We start from the raw sequence: 16346 nt of genomic DNA, 5'->3' as shown, positions 1-16346 counted from the left end.
AGATTCAAACAGGTGAAAAACGGCTCTATTTGCACTATTTTTACTACTTTAGGACAATATCGAGTCATCCAAGGTAGGATACCTGATGTCACCCCTGCGGGTTGTAATGATCCATGCTTACAACAACTATTATAAAACTATGGGAGTTGCCGCAATGCAGACACTCCAGGCCAGCCAGAGCACCCAATCCCCTATGACTGATGCAATGCAAGACACCAAGCCATCATCAAGCGGCGCCATCGCTGAAACCGAAGGAACCACCTACAAACTGCTGATTGCCGACGATCACCCGTTGTTTCGTGAAGCCATTGCTGATGTCGTCCGCAACCGTTATCCCAACGCCGATATTATCGAAGCCGAAAACCTCGAAGATGCTGCCGCGCTGGCGGAACAGCAGGACGACCTCGACCTGATTCTGCTCGACCTCAACATGCCCGGCATGAACGGCCTCAATGGCCTGATTCAGTTGCGTAATGAGTCGCCAACCATTCCGGTGGTGATCATTTCTGCGGAAGAGGAAAAAAGCGTAGTCCTGCAAGCCATGACCTATGGCGCCGTGGGTTTTATCATCAAATCACTGCCCCGGGAAAAAATGACCCAGGCACTGGAACAGGTGTTAGCTGGTCAGGTTTACCTGCCGTCTGACGTTATCCGCGCCAGTGACGACGGTCGCTCACGGCAGAAACGTGTGCAGGAAGAAAACCAGATTCCACCAGAAATGCTCAACAGCCTGACCCGCCGTCAACTATTGGTACTGGAACGTATGGCCAACGGTGAATCCAACAAGCAAATCGCCTATAACCTGTCGATTGCCGAAACCACCGTAAAAGCCCACGTTTCCGCAATCCTGCGCAAGCTCAGTGTTCACAACCGTATCCAGGCCGTACTGGCCGCCAGCAACGTCGACTTCAACCAGTATTTACGTCGCTGATTGATAACCGCACTGCGCTCTTGAAAATCCGCCTTTATGGCGGATTTTTTGTTTCCGGTTTACTGGAACTGTCAATCAAACAAGCCATCTGCCTGCACTGCTTCACAGCCTTAAAAGCGACTTCACCTGACCGGTTTCCAAAATTAACAAAACGTAATATATCTTACGGTTGTAAGAGAGGCTGAAGCGGTTAATCTTCCAACACCTGCCGCACAGGTGACGACCGGATATGTCTGACACCTGTCTGATCATTTTTAAGGAATTTCTCATGGCATACGATTACGGGTCCATCGATCTGGGACTCAGAAATCCATTCAAGAAAGAAGGACTGGTCACCACCCTGCGGGGCCTGCTGGAAACCCTGATGGGGGTTTTTCTGCTGATCAAGGCGGCGTCGCTGGTGAAGACCAATGCCGGTGTCGGCTGGATTCTGGTCTCTTTTGGCTTACTGTTACTGGGCACCGGCATCCGCAGTTGCTCCGCCGGTATTATTGCCATGCTGCGCTATTTTGTTGGCCGTAATCACCCGACTTCGCTGGCTCACAACTATTCCCGCTCCGAAAGCAGTACTGCCAGCGAAGAAGCACGCTACGTTGCCTACAACCGTCAGCAGCTGACAGAAATGCTGATGGGCCGCAAGAATTCCACCTTTGTCGAGCCGCAAGGCATGCTGGCACGGCTGATTCACAGTCTGCTGCCACGTCTGACACTGATGCCCTACCCGATTCGCAACCTCAGCCAACGGCTGTTCGGCGCCTGGATCAAAACCCTGCTGGCATTAATCGCCTACGGTTTTGCCGCCTTTGTGTCGCTGGCGGGTTTTGCCGGTGAGATTGGTGAGTTCGTCTTCCCGGTCTACTCTGTAGCACTGACGCTTTACCTGCTGCTGGTATGGCGCTCTGTTGGTACTTCGATCAAACGCACCGCTGACCGTAATATCAAGGGCATGGGCAGTGCCGAGCTGGTACGTGTGATTGGTGGCTCAATTCTACTGCCAGTGGTCGCTGCATTGGCCACGGGTGCGCTGCTGCGAATGACCAACATCGATCTCGAATCCGTTAAGGAACTGACCGCTTTCCTTCCTGATCCGCATACCGTGTTGTACCTCGGCGGCATTCTGATCGGCGCTCTGGTTTGCAGCGTTCTGGTCGGCGTCATGTTGTCCCGCCGTCTGAGTTATAGCGACCCTAAGGTCGAAGTCTCTGAACTGCGGGAAAACTGGCAGGAATCGGTGCACCCCAATGAAATATTTATCAACCTCGACAACCTGGTCATGGCCAACCGCCGTTACAAGGAAGTGCCGAACCGGGTTTATCAGGAGCTGGAGCCAGACCTGAAAGAGCAGGTGCAAGGCAAAGGCAGCTTCTTCGGCGAAATGATTCAGGAAATCCAGCCACGCGTGACTGCCATGAAGCTCGGCAGCCTGTTTGAACGCTGTCGTATGGTCAGCCTGTTGATAGGCAACCTGATGTACATTGGTGCTGCCGCGCTGCTGATGCTGGTTGCCTTCAAGGCGGCAGGCCTGTTCGCCTTCCTGCGCAGCGTCGCGCCAGACAGCTTCGCCCACGCCATGCGCCTCACCAGTAGCGCAGACTTTTCCGACATTGCCAGCCCGGCTGTTCACCTGCTGCTGGCCAGCATTCTGGTGCGCGCTTTCGCCCGTATCCTGACCAATGTCGCGCACGTGTTTTTTGCCGAAATGCAGTTCGAGAGCCACCTGATCTACGTAAAAATGGAAGGTACCTTCAGCGAATCCCGCATGACTACCGGCAAGGGCATCCACGACTCCACCCAGTCCGACAACGTGCTGGTACGTTCCAGCGTGACACCATGGATTATCGTCAGCCGAATCATTTCCAGCACCTACGCCGCCACAGGCATGCGTAACCTGGAACACCCGCGCTACATCATGGAAATGCACAAGAACGATGAAGAACTGGAAGCCATTCGCGCCGACGTCATCAGCTTCCTCAAGGATCGTGAGTCCATCGCTGCGATCACCAGCGAACGCGACCTGCGTAACGCTTCGCAGATTCATGAGATCAACCAGCAGTCACGGGCGATTCCGACGGAAACCACCCAGAAACTGGAAAATGACCAGGCCGCGGGTTATTTGCAGCAGGAAGCTGCCGAAGCCAGCGAAGAAGTGGGTAAGGCCTGATTTCTGATCAGCGGCCAATTCATAACGGCCTAATCCACAGCCAATCCATGCGGCGTAACAAACATCAGCGCCGTATGGATTCGCCGCCTTGTCCCGCCCATATTGCTTGAGACGGTTGTGTCGTTGGTCATCTATTTGGCCAGCGACTTCCGATATTCCCCTGGCGTCATGCCAAGATAACGCTGAAACATGCTGATAAAGGTCGACGCCGATTCGTACCCCAGATCCGTGGCAATCACAGTAACAGCATCGCGACTGGCGACCAGTCGCTCCAGTGCCACCTGTAAGCGCAGCTGTTGCCGCCACTGTTGAAAGGTCATACGGGCTTCTTTCTGAAACAGTCGTTGCAAGGTTCGTTCAGACGCCCCTACTCGTTCCCCCCATTGCGCCAGTGTTAAATCCAGTCCTGGGTCTTGCTCCAGCTGATAGGCAATATTACGCAGCCTTGAATCGACCGGTAACGGCAGGTGTAACGGTGCTTCTGGAGCCGCTGCGATCTGGTCACGCAGGGTTCTGAACAGCCGTCCAACCGGGCTGTGCCAGTCATAGTCGACCGGTTGTTTGAGCGCTTCGAGAATCAAAGCCCGCAGCAACTGCGAGACTTCCAGCACCTTGCAGTGTGCAGGCAAATCAACTGCCGCTTCCGGAGTTATATAAATACTGGAAATTTCAGCGCCATAAAGCGTCGAGATTTCGTGAGGTTCATTGGGCGGAACCCAGACAGCACGGTCCGGCGGAATCAAAAAACGTCCCTCCGGGGTAATCACGTCCTGCACGCCCTGGCGACAATAAACCAGCTGCCCCCAATTATGAGCATGGGCAGCAACAACCGTCTGTGGCTGCAAATTGCGATACAGCACGCTCACGGGTCGAGATGGCTTGCCTTCAGGCAGCGTAATCAGGGGCACTCGTTGCCAATCGTGTCGGGTTTTCTGCATAGAATGACTGGATTCTGAAAGTTCGCCAGCCAGTTTATGGCCAAAATGCGCTGCATTCCAGATAACAACAGTAGCAGGAACTCCATGAAAGCCGCACTTGTAACCGACCTCAATAACCCGCCTGTTTTTGGCATCACCGATGCTCCTACCCCACAAGCTGACGATCTGCTGGTGTATCCAACAGCAAGCACGATCAGTCAGCTGGTCAGGGCCAAAGCATCTGGCCGTCATTACAGTGCCAACCTATCGTTGCCGTTTGTACCAGGTGTTGATGGCGTTGGCAGACTGGCATCGGGCGAACGGGTGTTTTTTGCGTTTCCGCCAATGGGGTCAATGGCAGAACAAACGTTGGTCAAACGCAGCCAATGTGTCGCGGTACCCGATGATCTGGACGACGTCACTGCTGCGGCACTGGGAAACCCGGGGATGTCGTCTGTGGCAGCGTTGCAATATCGGGCTGGTTTCAAGTCTGGTGACAATGTGCTGATCAATGGTGCCGCCGGTGCTTCCGGCCGGCTGGCGATCCAGATTGCCCGCTATCTGGGGGCTGGCAAAATTATTGCCAGCGCTCGTAACGCTGCCGAAGAAAGCAGCCTGCTGGCGCTTGGAGCCGATGAGTTTATCTGCTTGGCACAACCGCACGAGCAGCTGATTGCCCGACTTAAAGAGAGCATGATCCAGTCTGGCATCGACATCGTGCTGGACTATTTATGGGGAACGCCAGCCGCTGCTATTTTGACCGCGGCGGCCAATACAGCGATGACCAATGCCCTGAAGTTCGTCAATATCGGCTCGTTGGCGGGTGCAGATATTCCTCTAAACGCCAGTATTTTACGCAGCAAGAACCTGCAACTGATGGGCAGCGGCCTGGGCAGCGTCAGTAACGCCGCCTTGCTTTACTGTATCGGACAGGTGCTGCAGATGGCTCGCCCGGCCGGATTGCAAATTGCCACCCACACCATGCCGCTGGAACAGGTCAGCGAGGCCTGGCAGTACACCGGGCCGGAGCGACTGGTGTTGACGATTGGCAGCTAGTCAGGCCACCACGGCCTGCTGCAGCATATGATGGATCATAGCCTTGAGTTTGGCCGGGCGTACCGGTTTGTTCATCAGCCGGTAGCCTTGCTCGCGCACTTCCTGCTTGAGGCTGTTGGTGTAGTTGGCGGTAATCATCAGCACCGGAGCTTCCAGCCCCAGATCGCTGCGCATCAATGCCACCGCGTCGATGCCGGTTTCGCCGTCGTCAAGGTGATAGTCCGCCAGAATCAGATCGATACCCGCCTCAAGCTCATCCCGACATAACAAGAGTTCTTCGTAGCTCTGCACTGCCAGCACCTCAAAACCCCAGCTGCTGAGCAGCACCTCCATGGCATGACAAATAGACGCTTCGTTATCCAGCACCAATGCCCGGCGCCCACAGAATTGCTGGTTACCCGGTAACAGGAAGCCAGGCGTTGCGGCACGCCGTACCTGTTGCTTGCGACCATAAGGCACCAGCACCGAGAAACAGGAACCAAAACCGAGCCGCGAACGCACCTTGATGGGTGTTTTCAGAATGCCGGACATCTTGTCGACGATCGCCAGCCCCAGACCAAGTCCCTTGTCGCGCCCGCTGTCTTTCTGGCTGCCGCGATTAAACTCAAGAAAGATTTCTTCCAGCTTGTCTTCGGCGATGCCCATACCGGTATCCCACACCTGGATTTCGAGGCCATCCTTGCGACGACGACAGCCAAGGGTGATCTTGCCCCTCGGGGTGTAACGCACTGAGTTGGTGAGGAAGTTTCGCAGAATCCGCGCCAGCAACTGGGAGTCGGACATAATCACTGAACTGGTGGCGATGTACTCAAAATCGAGACCCGAATCTGCTGCCAGCGTGCGGTATTCATTGGCCAGGTTACCAAGCAGATCACCGGCGCCAAAAGCCGTGATATCCGGTTTCACTACACCGGCGTCCAGCTTGGAAATATCAACCAGGGCAGCCAGCAGGGTTTCGACGTCTTCCAGCGAATAGCTCAGTGAGTTGACCAGCTGACGGGTGCGATCATCAAGCGGGTGTTCCATCAGCGAGGCACAGAACAGCCGTGCTGCATTCATGGGTTGCAGCAGGTCATGACTGGCCGCCGCGAGGAATTTGGTCTTGCTGTGGTTGGCCTGCTCGGCATCCAGTTTGGCTTCGCGCAAGCGGTTTTCAATTTGCCGACGTTCATCGATTTCCTGCCGTAACTGACCGTTCAGCTCGGTCAGCGCGCGGGTACGATCCTCAACTCGCTGTTCCAGATGCTGATAGGCCTGCGCCAGTGCCTCGGAAGTCCGGCGGATTTCGGTGATGTCCTGGATCAGCACGTACAACCCCTGCACCGCGCCGTATTCATCAAATTCCGGCACATAGTTTTTCACCACATGGCGGACTTCGCCATCGGGTGCAGGATCCGTAATTTCAAACGACACACTGCGGCCACTTAACGCCCGTTCGATATAAGGTCTGAGACGTTTGAACTGCTCGGCGCCAACCGTTTCATCAAGTTTTTTACCCAGGATCGCCTTGCGGTCGTAGCCATACCATTGCTCATAGGCACGGTTGGAAAAGGTCAGCTGCATGTCCTTGTCGACATAACCAATCAGGGCCGGAACCGTGTCGGTAATCACCCGGATACGCTGCTCACTTTCAGCCAGCGCCTTCACCGCCTGGCTGCGTTCTGTGATGTCGGTGTAAGTGTTTACAAACGCCCCACCCGGCATTGGATGGGTCTTGATTTCTAACACCCGTCCATCCGACAACACCTGTTCCCGTTGTAAGGTGAGCTGGCCGTATTCATCGCGGGACCAGGGGTTAAGGTCACAAACCTCGGTTTGCTCCATCACCTCAAAGAAAGAACCACTGTCGTCGAGCTGGCTCTGGATCAGCCCCGTCAACTCGATAAAACGCCGGTTCCAGGTTTCCGGTTTACGATTGCGGTTAACCAGCACCACCCCTTGCGAGAGGTTATCCAGAGTGTTTTGCAGCAGCTGGGATTTTTTCGCCAGCGCTTCTTCACGCAAGGCCCGTTCGTTTTCGATAAGGGCGCTGATGTCTTTGTACAGAACCACCAAACCACCATCCTGGGTTGGCCGTTCACTAACGTGCACCCAGGCGCCGCTGCGCATATGAAAGACCTTTCCATCCCCCGGCAAAGCCCGCTGGGCGGTCGCCACTGAATCACCGTAATAACGGTCGATCAGCCGGTGACGCTGGGATAATTTGTGGATCTGCTGTTGCTCCATGCCCGGGCAGATTTCAATGCCGGAGTTGACCCAGAACTGATTGAAACGGGAGTTAGCCATCACTAACTTGCGTTCGGCATCGTACAGCACAAAGGCATCGGAAATACTTTCGATGGCCTGCTTCAACAGTTCGTGGGCATGCGTGGCGGCAGCATTGGCCTGTACCAGTTCGGTGTTGGTACTTTTGAGGCTGTGCATGGCTTCATTCAGCGCTTCAGTACGCTCACGTACCTGTTCCGCCAGAAACACCGAGTGCTTGAAGTTATCGTACGCGCCATCGGTACTGTCTGGCCCGGCTTCGACCCGCTGCATCAGAGCCTGGTTGATCTTCTTCAGGCGCTGATTTTCCTGTTGCAGTTCTGCCAGCTGGCGATTGAGATCCTCGACCTCGGGATTCAATAGTCAGGTCCCCCGAGCGCAACGCCGGTGAAGGTTTGATTCAAGTGCATACCGTTAAATTGCTCGCCGTAAGTGTTGAAGCCGATTACCCGGTGACGGGCAAACAGTTCAGACGCCTGCTGGTGCAGTTGTTTATGCTCCAGTTCAATCCGTCTCAAAATACAATCGTAGCCGAGGATAAGCTGCGGCGTACCAATACGGCGTGTAATGTCGCGAAACAGCCCTTCCAGCTGCTCCAGCATGTCGCCTGCATGAGAACAGGTCAGCACAATGCCGGTGTCGACAGCACAATAAAAAGACAGACTGTTATCTTCGTTGACCTTCTGGATCGCGCGCGGGTAATAGCGGTCTCCAATCCGCACGGACAGCGGATTCAGCGCAAAGACTTCCGGGTTGAGCGAATGAACGTCGAGATTCAGTACTCTGGCGTATTCCAGTGCCGCTGGCTCGGCATTGATTTCAAACACCCGCCGTTCCATCGGATCGGCATCCGTGACCACCAGTTTTTCGTCGGTTGGCAACAGGTGATGGATGGTGAAGGCTTCAAAATCGAACCGGGTATTAACCATCAAAACAATGGCCGAATCAGTTAAAAAGCGGCCATCAAAATAGACGTGGGTTTTGCTCAGGCACATATCGTCTGCCGCCGAGCCACCCAATAAGGGAATACTGCCCAAATGGGCATTCAACAAGCGCAGCAAGCGTTCCTCTTCTACCGACAGGCCATCCAGCAGGGTCAGTGCAAAAGTATTGCCCTTGATCGGCGCCACCTGACGGGAAGCGCAGTCGTCGAGCATACTGTGAATCAGCGTCTGGGCATCGGTGAAACTGAATTCGGCGAGATCGGATACCAGCGCCGCCTTGACGGCAAAGGATGAAGCCGGGAAACCAATCGCTGTGATGCTGCCACTGCAATAGCCCAGAGGAGAAATTTCCCCGGCGGTAGTGCAACCAACCAGGTTGATATCGCCAAACCGCTGCCGCAAGGCTTTGGCAAGCGCATCAAAATCAAAATCATTGGAGCAGAAAAAAACCACCTGGCTCATTTCAATATTCGCCAGCGCCTGGTACACCTCATCCGCGGCCAGAACTACATCCGTTTGAGTCGAACTGGCCGTTCTGACGGACTCGTAGCATTGAGTTTCTACCGCGAGCATGGATCCTCCTGGCATAGCTCCTCCGGATGGTTGTGTATCGCAAATCAGGTTACCGGATTACTACCGGAAACACAGTCTAAACAGCTTCAAAACCCCGGCATATGCTACTTCAGCACCGGGTTTTGTTCCCCAATCGGAGACTTCCGGGCTGGTTTGGGGAGTGCTACAGAAACTGATGGAATAGGCGTTCCGCACTGGCTGCCTGGCTAAAGCCCATCTTTTCCAGACACAAACAACAAGGGATGGCACAGGCCATCCCTTGTTTTGCCAATTGGTAGCCTTGTGTCTGTTTGGCTCAGACAGACTGGCACCGGTCAAATGGGTCGATCAGAAGGTCACGACTGCGCCCAGCGCGATGGTTTTGATTTCGGCCGTATCGGTCTCTGCCTTGTTGTATTCACCTACCAAAGTCAGATTACTGTTCAGGGAATGGAAGACCGCAAAGGTTTTGTTGGTCAGGTCCAGATCACTGGCATTGGCTGTCGAACCACCATCGTTTTCACCGCGCGACAGTACCAGACGGGTGCCGTTGATGGTGTATGAAGCCTGCAGCAATTTACCATCGACCTCACCATCACTGGTGGTGAGCAGGTTGCCCAGGCCAGCAGTCCCAACACCATCAGCCTTGAAGCCAGATGCGGTCAGTGCCAAACCAGCGAATTTGACGTTAACACCGTAGGAAACGCCTTTGGCGGTCATGGCGTCACCAGCCAGTTTGGATTCCTGGTTCATATAACCGAGCCAGCCTTTCACCGAACCACCGTCAAAGTCGGTGGCGTAGGAAGCTTCAGCTTCAATACGTGGGCGACTTTCTTCAGAAGCGGCATCGCGCTTGGCCGGGTCCATCAAGCCGACCGCCAGGTTAAAACCGCCCATGTCCGGGGTCCGATAAGTGATTTGGGAGTTCGGGAATGGATACAGATAACCAGCGCCAATATTACCGAACGAGACATTGTTGCCATCGTCGCCGGTGGTCATGGTCTGACCGAAACCCAGCAGGATTTCGTCACCGAGGATGTTGGAGCGGTTGAACAGCGCAAAGTCCTTACCAATCAATATCTGACCAAAGCTGCCGTCTACCGTAGCGTAGAACTGACGAGTGTCGATCAAGGAATCAGTGAGGTTGGAGTTACCGTCGTTGATGGTCGCCCAGAAGGACGAGCGGCCACCCAGCTTGAGGTCATCTACCTGCTTGCTGAAGTTAAAACCAATCACGTTTGGCAGGAAGCCCATTTTGATCCGGGCCTGGGATACGTCGTTGGCACCGTCAGCGCTGGAGTCGCTGTTCACATAGAAAGTGTTGAACAGGCCATCGACGGAGAAAGTGGTCTCTTCATGATCGTACAAGGTGATCGCGGCGGATGCCTGTGAGCTGATGGCAACGGCTGCCGCGAGCGGCAGAAGTTTGGCAATATTATTATTTTTCATTGTCTAACCCTGATTGTGTTGTTGTTGTGTTCAGGAGAAGTGTTGCCCTGTTTGCCACAGCCAGCCGTCCGGCTAACTTCAGCAAACCCGTGCGCCCGCCGGGTCAGATGTCTGTATATGAAAAGGGGGTGGGCTTACGCCCACCCCAAACAGGAACACTCTGAAGCGGTGCAGGACACGAGCCCTGAACAACTGCTTCACTATCCCTGCGGCAGCGGCTGGCCGGTATGCTTCCTTCATTGGCATTGGCGCGCTCTTTGGTTGCTCGCCTTTGGTGCATTGGCTTCCTCACACCAAAGTCTTCGTCCCTACTCCCTGAGTACTGGAAATGCGGTAAAGCTGTCAGTTAAGTCATGAAACAGCTGTTAGAAAGCTGCTATCTAACGTATCAGAGCTCGTGTACCAGAGCGCCTTTACCGGTGAGAGCCCACCTTCTCAGTTCCCTGACCTGCGCGACCAGCCCGCCATCTACCGCTTTGGTAGCGCCCTGACCAACCCCAAAGAAGCATTGAGTTTGTGCCGCCCGGCTCTAGCATCGAATGATTCCCTGCAAACTCTGCAAACCAATAAGAACAACAAATCGGGAGTCGTTATGTCGGCGTTAAAGGAACTGACAGTCCGTCACGATGGTGTCTGGCTGTGGTTGCCAATTCTGTTATTACTCTGGTGTCTGCCGGTTGCTCCGGCACAGGCAAGCGATGAGGCTCAGCCACAGCTATCCATCGAACAGCATATTCAGCAGCTGTTTCCCAAGGCGACCCGCATAGAGCCGAAGCAAGCCGACTACCCGGTTTATCCGGTTTACCAGCTCAACGAATTGCTTGGCTATGCTTATGAATCCCGCGATATCAGCGACCTGCCCGGCTTCTCGGGCAAGCCCCTGAGTCTGCTGATTGGTATTTCGGCGATTGGGGAATTTGTGGGCGTCAGGGTGCTGGATCACCACGAACCTGTGTTTCTGCATGGGCTTGGCCCGCAGCCGCTGTTGGACTTTGTTGGCCAGTACCAGGGCAACTCACTCACCGACCATATTGTGATTGATTCCAGCAAGGGCGATGGCAGCACCACCGAGGGTGTGGTGTATTTCGACGGCGTCTCCAAGGCGACGGTGTCGGTGATAATCATCAACGACGTTGTACTGTCGTCGGCACTCAAGGTTGCCCGCCACAAGCTTGAAGGATTTGCCCAGCCGCCAGCGGCCCGAGCGTTGATGGATCTCTATCAGCCGCTCGATTGGCAAGGCTTGCTGGATAAAGGTTATGTCGATCACTGGCGCCTGGACATCAACGCCGCAGAACGGGCGTTGGGTACCAGTCTCGACAGTTACCCGTCGCTGCGTGAACCCGACCCGGATGAAGCCTTCAGTGAAATCTGGTACAGCTATATCAATGCGCCGTCGATTGGCCGCAACCTGCTGGGTGACGATGGCTACAACAAGCTGATGGCGTCACTGAAACCGGATCAACAGGTCATGGTGGTGATGTCTAACGGCCTGTTTACCCATGTGCCAGACGACTTCAAACCCGGCACAGTGCCAAGCCGATTAGCACTGGAACAAGGTGGTCTGTCGGTCGAAATGCGAGATATGAACGCCCTGGGGGGGACCATCCAGTTACAGGTTGCCGGGCTGCCGGAATTTGAACAGGCCAACCTGTTTGCAGTCGGCGGCAACGCCGGTTTTAACCCGGGCGCCCCCAGCCAGCTGGTGTTGAACCTGCAACTACCGCGCAACCACCTGGTCACTGACCATGCCCACTTCGAAGCGCCGGTCTCCTTCCCTCCCGAACTGTTTGAATTTATTGAAGTGGACGACAGCGCCAACCAGCGTGCACCTTTATGGGTGGGACTGTGGAAAGATCGTTGGCTGTCGATCACGCTGGTCAGTATCGCATTGGTGCTGCTGACGGCGCTGTTCGTCTGGCAACGCTATCTCACCCGTTTTCCGAAACTGCTGCACCGTTTCCGCTGGGGCTTCCTGTTTTTCACCCTCTTCTATCTCGGTTTTTACGCTCAGGGACAGTTGTCGGTGGTGAACATCTACACCCTGTTCCTCAACATCGTCGACGGCTTTGACCTCAATATATTCCTGCTCGACCCGGTGATTTTTATCCTCTGGAGCTACACCTTTGTCAGCCTGTTTATCTGGGGACGCGGGCTGTTCTGCGGCTGGCTGTGTCCGTTTGGAGCCTTGCAGGAAATGGCTTCCTGGCTCGGTAAAAAGCTGGGTTTTAGACAGTACAAGGTGCCAGATACCATTCACCGCAAATTGATCCTGCTGAAGTACCCGATTCTGCTCGGGCTGGTGGCCACTGCCTTTGGCTCGCTGACACTGGCCGAACGCCTGGCAGAAATCGAGCCTTTCAAAACCAGTATCACCCTCTACTTCGATCGTTATTGGCCATTTGTCTTGTATGCCGTGGCCCTGGTGGTCGGCAGCATGTTTATCCATAAATTCTACTGCCGGTACCTGTGTCCACTGGGTGCCGGGCTGGCGGTACTGGGGAAACTGCGGCTGTTCAGCTGGCTCGACCGGGTCGATATGTGTGGCACGCCCTGCCAGCTCTGTAGCCATCGCTGCGAAATCAAGGCGATCAAAAAGACCGGTGAAATCGATTACAACGAGTGCATTCAGTGTCTGGAATGCGTGGTGATCCTGCACGATCCGCAGCAGTGCGTCAGCAGTATCACCGAGCAGAAAAAGGCCCAACGGCAACAGCGGCAGTCTGCTAATAAAGAAGAAACCAACACCTTGATCGCAACAGGTTGATGGCAGCGCAATCCGCTGTCCCGACATGTCGAGCCCCTGCGAAGGTGATACAAGATTCACTTTCGTAGGGGCAAGGCATGCCTTGCCCGATTCCCATCCTCATGGCGGTCAAATCGCGCATTGTCGTTCGGGATGTCGTTCGAGTCGTCGTTCTGAATGTCGTTCGGAAAAAGCTGTATAAACAGCGTACAAACCAATACCTGCGAACGAATCTCACTAGACTAACGGATCAAATTTCCCCGTGGGGTTTGCGCTGTCCCGATTCGCGGTATAACTTGCTGCCAATCCCTACATCAAAATAACAACAATATGACTACCAGCATCTCCAGCCTCCGCAAATTTGTCGCTCCGGAAATCATTTTTGGCGTTGGTGCCCGCAAGGCCGTGGGTAATTTTGCCCGCAACTTTGGCGCCCAGCGGGTGCTGATCGTGACCGACCCTGGTGTGATCGCCAGTGGCTGGGTCAAGGATGTGCAGGACAGTCTGGATGAAATTGCTATCGAATACCGGGTATTTGCGGGCGTCAGCCCCAACCCGCGTGCTGAAGAAGTCATGACGGGAGCCCGTCTCTATAACGAAGAAGGCTGCAACCTGATTGTTGCCGTCGGTGGCGGCAGCCCGATGGACTGCGCCAAGGGCATTGGCATTGTTTCGGCCAATAACCAGCATATTCTGATGTTTGAAGGCGTCGACCGCATTCATTCGCCAATTCCGCCGCTGGTGTTTATCCCTACCACAGCCGGCACCTCGGCCGACGTATCCCAGTTCGCGATTATTTCGGATCAGGACACCCGTATGAAGGTGTCGATTGTCAGCAAGGCGGTGGTGCCGGACGTAACCCTGATCGACCCGGAAACAACCCTCACCATGGACCCATTCCTGACCGCCTGTACCGGTGTGGACGCCATGGTGCATGCGATTGAAGCTTTTGTGTCTACCGCCTCCGGGCCGCTGACGGATTCGATGGCGCTGGAAGCCATCAATCTGGTCTCCACCAATCTGCCAAACCTGATCAGGAACCCCAACGATGTGGCATTACGCGAGCAGCTAATGCTGGCGTCGCTGAAGGCCGGGTTGGCATTTTCCAATGCCATTCTAGGCGCGGTACATGCCATGTCGCACAGTCTGGGCGGTTTTCTCGACCTGCCTCACGGTCTCTGTAACTCGATTCTGATTGAACGAGTCGTCGATTTTAATTTCAGTGCCGCTCCCGACCGCTTCAAGGTCATTGCCAACACGCTGGGGATCGACACCCGCCAGCTGTCGACACCCCAGCTGCAAAAGGCGTTGGTGACTCATATTCGTGACCTCAAAACCGAGCTTGGGCTGACCCAGACACTGGGAGAAGCCGGTGTCAGCATGGCCGATATTCCAGCGTTGTCAGGTAACGCCATTACTGACCCTTGCATCCTCACCAACCCGCGCAAGTCGAACAAACGTGACGTTGAGGTCGTCTATGAAGAAGCCCTTTGAGGCTGGCTCGGGATGGCCATTCGATGTCACTGGCAGCGCTGGTGCACCACCACGCAAGCGTCAGGCGGTGGCTGAAACCAAACAACCTGACAGCGCCGTACGGCAGCCAACGCACTACAGCGAGCAGCAAAATCAGGAAGACAATACGCTGGTGCAAAGCCTGATCGGGCTGGGAGCCTTCTCTGCCCGCAAGAGTTATTACCCCGAATTACTGGAAAAAATCGACGAGCTGGAAGTCGAAAAGGAACGCTATCAATGGCTGTTTGAAAACGCCCTGCACGGTATTTTTCAGGCCAGCACCCATGATGGTATTCGTAACGCCAACCCGGCCATGGCGCACATTTGTGGTTATCGCAATGCCACAGAATTTCTGCGCGCCATGCACTCGGTGCGCGATGACCTGTTTGATGTTGCCGATGATTTCGACCGTCTGATGGAAGATCTGCTCGATCATTCCTCGATCCGCTCATTTGAAACCCGTTTCAAGCGCAACAACGCTCAGGAACCGGTGCCGGTTTCCATCAACGTGCTGTTAAAAGACGCCAGCCAGGGCCTGGTGGAAGTGTTTGTCTACGATATTACCGAACGCAAACGCGCCCAGGCTGCCATGGCTCGCATCAATACCGAGCTGGAGCAACGCGTCACCGAACGCACCCGGGAGCTGGAAGCGGCCAAACAGGAAGCCGAAGCCGCCAACCTCAGCAAGGACAAATACCTCGCTGCCGCCAGTCACGACCTGCTGCAACCAATGAACGCCGCTCGGTTGCTGGTGGCCACCCTGCAGGAAAAGCAATTAGGCCCGGATAATCAGATACTGGTCGAACGCATCCACACCGCGCTCGGCGGGGCGGAGGAATTACTGGGAGATCTGCTGGATATTTCCCGCCTTGACGCCAACGCAGTGACCCCCGACGTCGAAGAGTTTGCCGTCGCCGAACTGCTGCAGCCCTTGTTCAGCGAATTTCAGCCGGTTGCCGAACAAGCCGGGCTGGAACTGCGCATGGTTGGCAGCAACCACAGGATTCGCAGCGACTCCCGTTTGTTGATGCGCATCTTGCGTAACTTCGTCAGCAACGCCATTCGTTATACGCCGTCTGGCCGGGTACTGATTGGCTGCCGTCGCAAGGGGGATGAGCTGGAGCTGATGGTGGCGGACTCAGGCCCCGGTATCGCCGAGCACCTGCGAGCTGAAATTTTCCGCGAATTCCGTCAGCTCGACAACGCCACCAAGGGCCGCAGCAAAGGGGTTGGCCTGGGGCTGGCCATCGTCGAACGAATCAGCCGCATGTTAGGGCATCAGGTGTATGTCGATTCCCGGGTCGGTGTTGGCAGCCGCTTTTCAGTGCGGGTGCCAAGATTGGAGAACTTGCCCAATCAGGCTACCGAACAGCCGTTAAAGGCCGATACCTTGCCATTAATCGGCAACCTGCAACCCAGATTTGACCGCGCCCGGGTGCTGGTGATCGATAACGAGGAAAGTATTCGGGTCAGCATGATAAGCCTGCTGCAAGCCTGGGGCTGTCAGGTGATTACCGCCAGCAATGGTGAAGTTGCCCACGAAGCCTGGCTGTCGTTCCAGCCAGATATCGTGATGGCTGATTACCATCTCGATCATGGTGAAACCGGCACGGAAGTGATTCGCCAACTGCGCCAGCAACATCCAGATATGCTTTACACCCCGACGGTATTGATCACCGCCGATCGCAGCGATCCAGTGCGTCAGGAAATCCAGCAACTCGGCGCAGCCCGCCTCAACAAGCCGGTCAAACCGGCCAAGCTGCGGGTATTAATGTCGTATTTGCTGGATCGGGATTAACAGGGCGTTACTTCG

Annotated in this window: 10 protein-coding genes; 6 read left to right on the top strand and 4 right to left on the bottom strand. The window is 55.0% G+C overall.

The window, feature by feature from the left end; all coding sequences use genetic code 11:
- The first annotated feature begins 205 nt into the window (after positions 1–205).
- Together K6123_RS04425 and K6123_RS04420 are read left to right on the top strand one after the other, a co-directional pair.
- Positions 206–931 (top strand): response regulator, encoded by a 726-nt coding sequence (locus tag K6123_RS04425; protein WP_221795571.1) that lies wholly within the window; start codon positions 206–208, stop codon positions 929–931.
- A gap of 268 nt (positions 932–1199) precedes the next feature.
- Positions 1200–3092 (top strand): hypothetical protein, encoded by a 1893-nt coding sequence (locus K6123_RS04420; protein ID WP_221794570.1) that lies wholly within the window; start codon positions 1200–1202, stop codon positions 3090–3092.
- Between the two features lie 131 nt (positions 3093–3223).
- Here K6123_RS04420 and K6123_RS04415 read toward each other — a convergent pair whose 3' ends face one another.
- Complete coding sequence (locus K6123_RS04415) at positions 3224–4030, bottom strand: AraC family transcriptional regulator (protein ID WP_221794568.1); 807 nt, start codon at positions 4028–4030, stop codon at positions 3224–3226.
- 84 nt (positions 4031–4114) lie between these two features.
- Between K6123_RS04415 and K6123_RS04410 the strand changes: the two genes are divergently transcribed.
- Positions 4115–5065, top strand: a complete 951-nt coding sequence (locus tag K6123_RS04410; protein WP_221794566.1) for a quinone oxidoreductase family protein — start codon at positions 4115–4117, stop codon at positions 5063–5065.
- On the opposite strand, the gene K6123_RS04405 is transcribed toward K6123_RS04410, so the two are convergent.
- The 3 genes from K6123_RS04405 to K6123_RS04395 all read right to left on the bottom strand — a co-directional run bounded on the left by K6123_RS04405 (position 5066) and on the right by K6123_RS04395 (position 10275).
- Complete coding sequence (locus K6123_RS04405) at positions 5066–7690, bottom strand: NahK/ErcS family hybrid sensor histidine kinase/response regulator (RefSeq protein ID WP_246624627.1); 2625 nt, start codon at positions 7688–7690, stop codon at positions 5066–5068.
- Positions 7687–8847 carry a nitric oxide-sensing protein NosP gene (gene nosP, locus K6123_RS04400; protein WP_221794565.1) on the bottom strand — a complete coding sequence of 387 codons (1161 nt, stop codon included), beginning with the start codon at positions 8845–8847 and terminating at the stop codon, positions 7687–7689. Before nosP ends, K6123_RS04405 begins: the two co-directional genes overlap by 4 nt.
- 327 nt (positions 8848–9174) lie before the next feature.
- Complete coding sequence (locus K6123_RS04395) at positions 9175–10275, bottom strand: porin (protein ID WP_221794563.1); 1101 nt, start codon at positions 10273–10275, stop codon at positions 9175–9177.
- Between the two features lie 592 nt (positions 10276–10867).
- Here K6123_RS04395 and K6123_RS04390 point away from each other — a divergent pair.
- The 3 genes from K6123_RS04390 (at position 10868) to K6123_RS04380 (ending at position 16331) form a co-directional block, all read left to right on the top strand.
- Positions 10868–13042 (top strand): 4Fe-4S binding protein, encoded by a 2175-nt coding sequence (locus K6123_RS04390; protein ID WP_221794561.1) that lies wholly within the window; start codon positions 10868–10870, stop codon positions 13040–13042.
- Between the two features lie 309 nt (positions 13043–13351).
- Entirely contained in the window at positions 13352–14515 is a 1164-nt protein-coding gene (gene ercA, locus K6123_RS04385; RefSeq protein ID WP_221794559.1) for an alcohol dehydrogenase-like regulatory protein ErcA, read from the top strand.
- Positions 14499–16331, top strand: coding sequence for a hybrid sensor histidine kinase/response regulator (locus K6123_RS04380; RefSeq protein WP_221794557.1), 1833 nt, complete (start codon positions 14499–14501; stop codon positions 16329–16331). Before ercA ends, K6123_RS04380 begins: the two co-directional genes overlap by 17 nt.
- The last annotated feature ends 15 nt before the right edge of the window (positions 16332–16346 follow it).

This window comes from Oceanobacter mangrovi (assembly GCF_019740315.1).
Classification (GTDB): domain Bacteria; phylum Pseudomonadota; class Gammaproteobacteria; order Pseudomonadales; family Oceanobacteraceae; genus Oceanobacter; species Oceanobacter mangrovi.
This window is presented reverse-complemented; position numbering and strand designations above follow the sequence as displayed.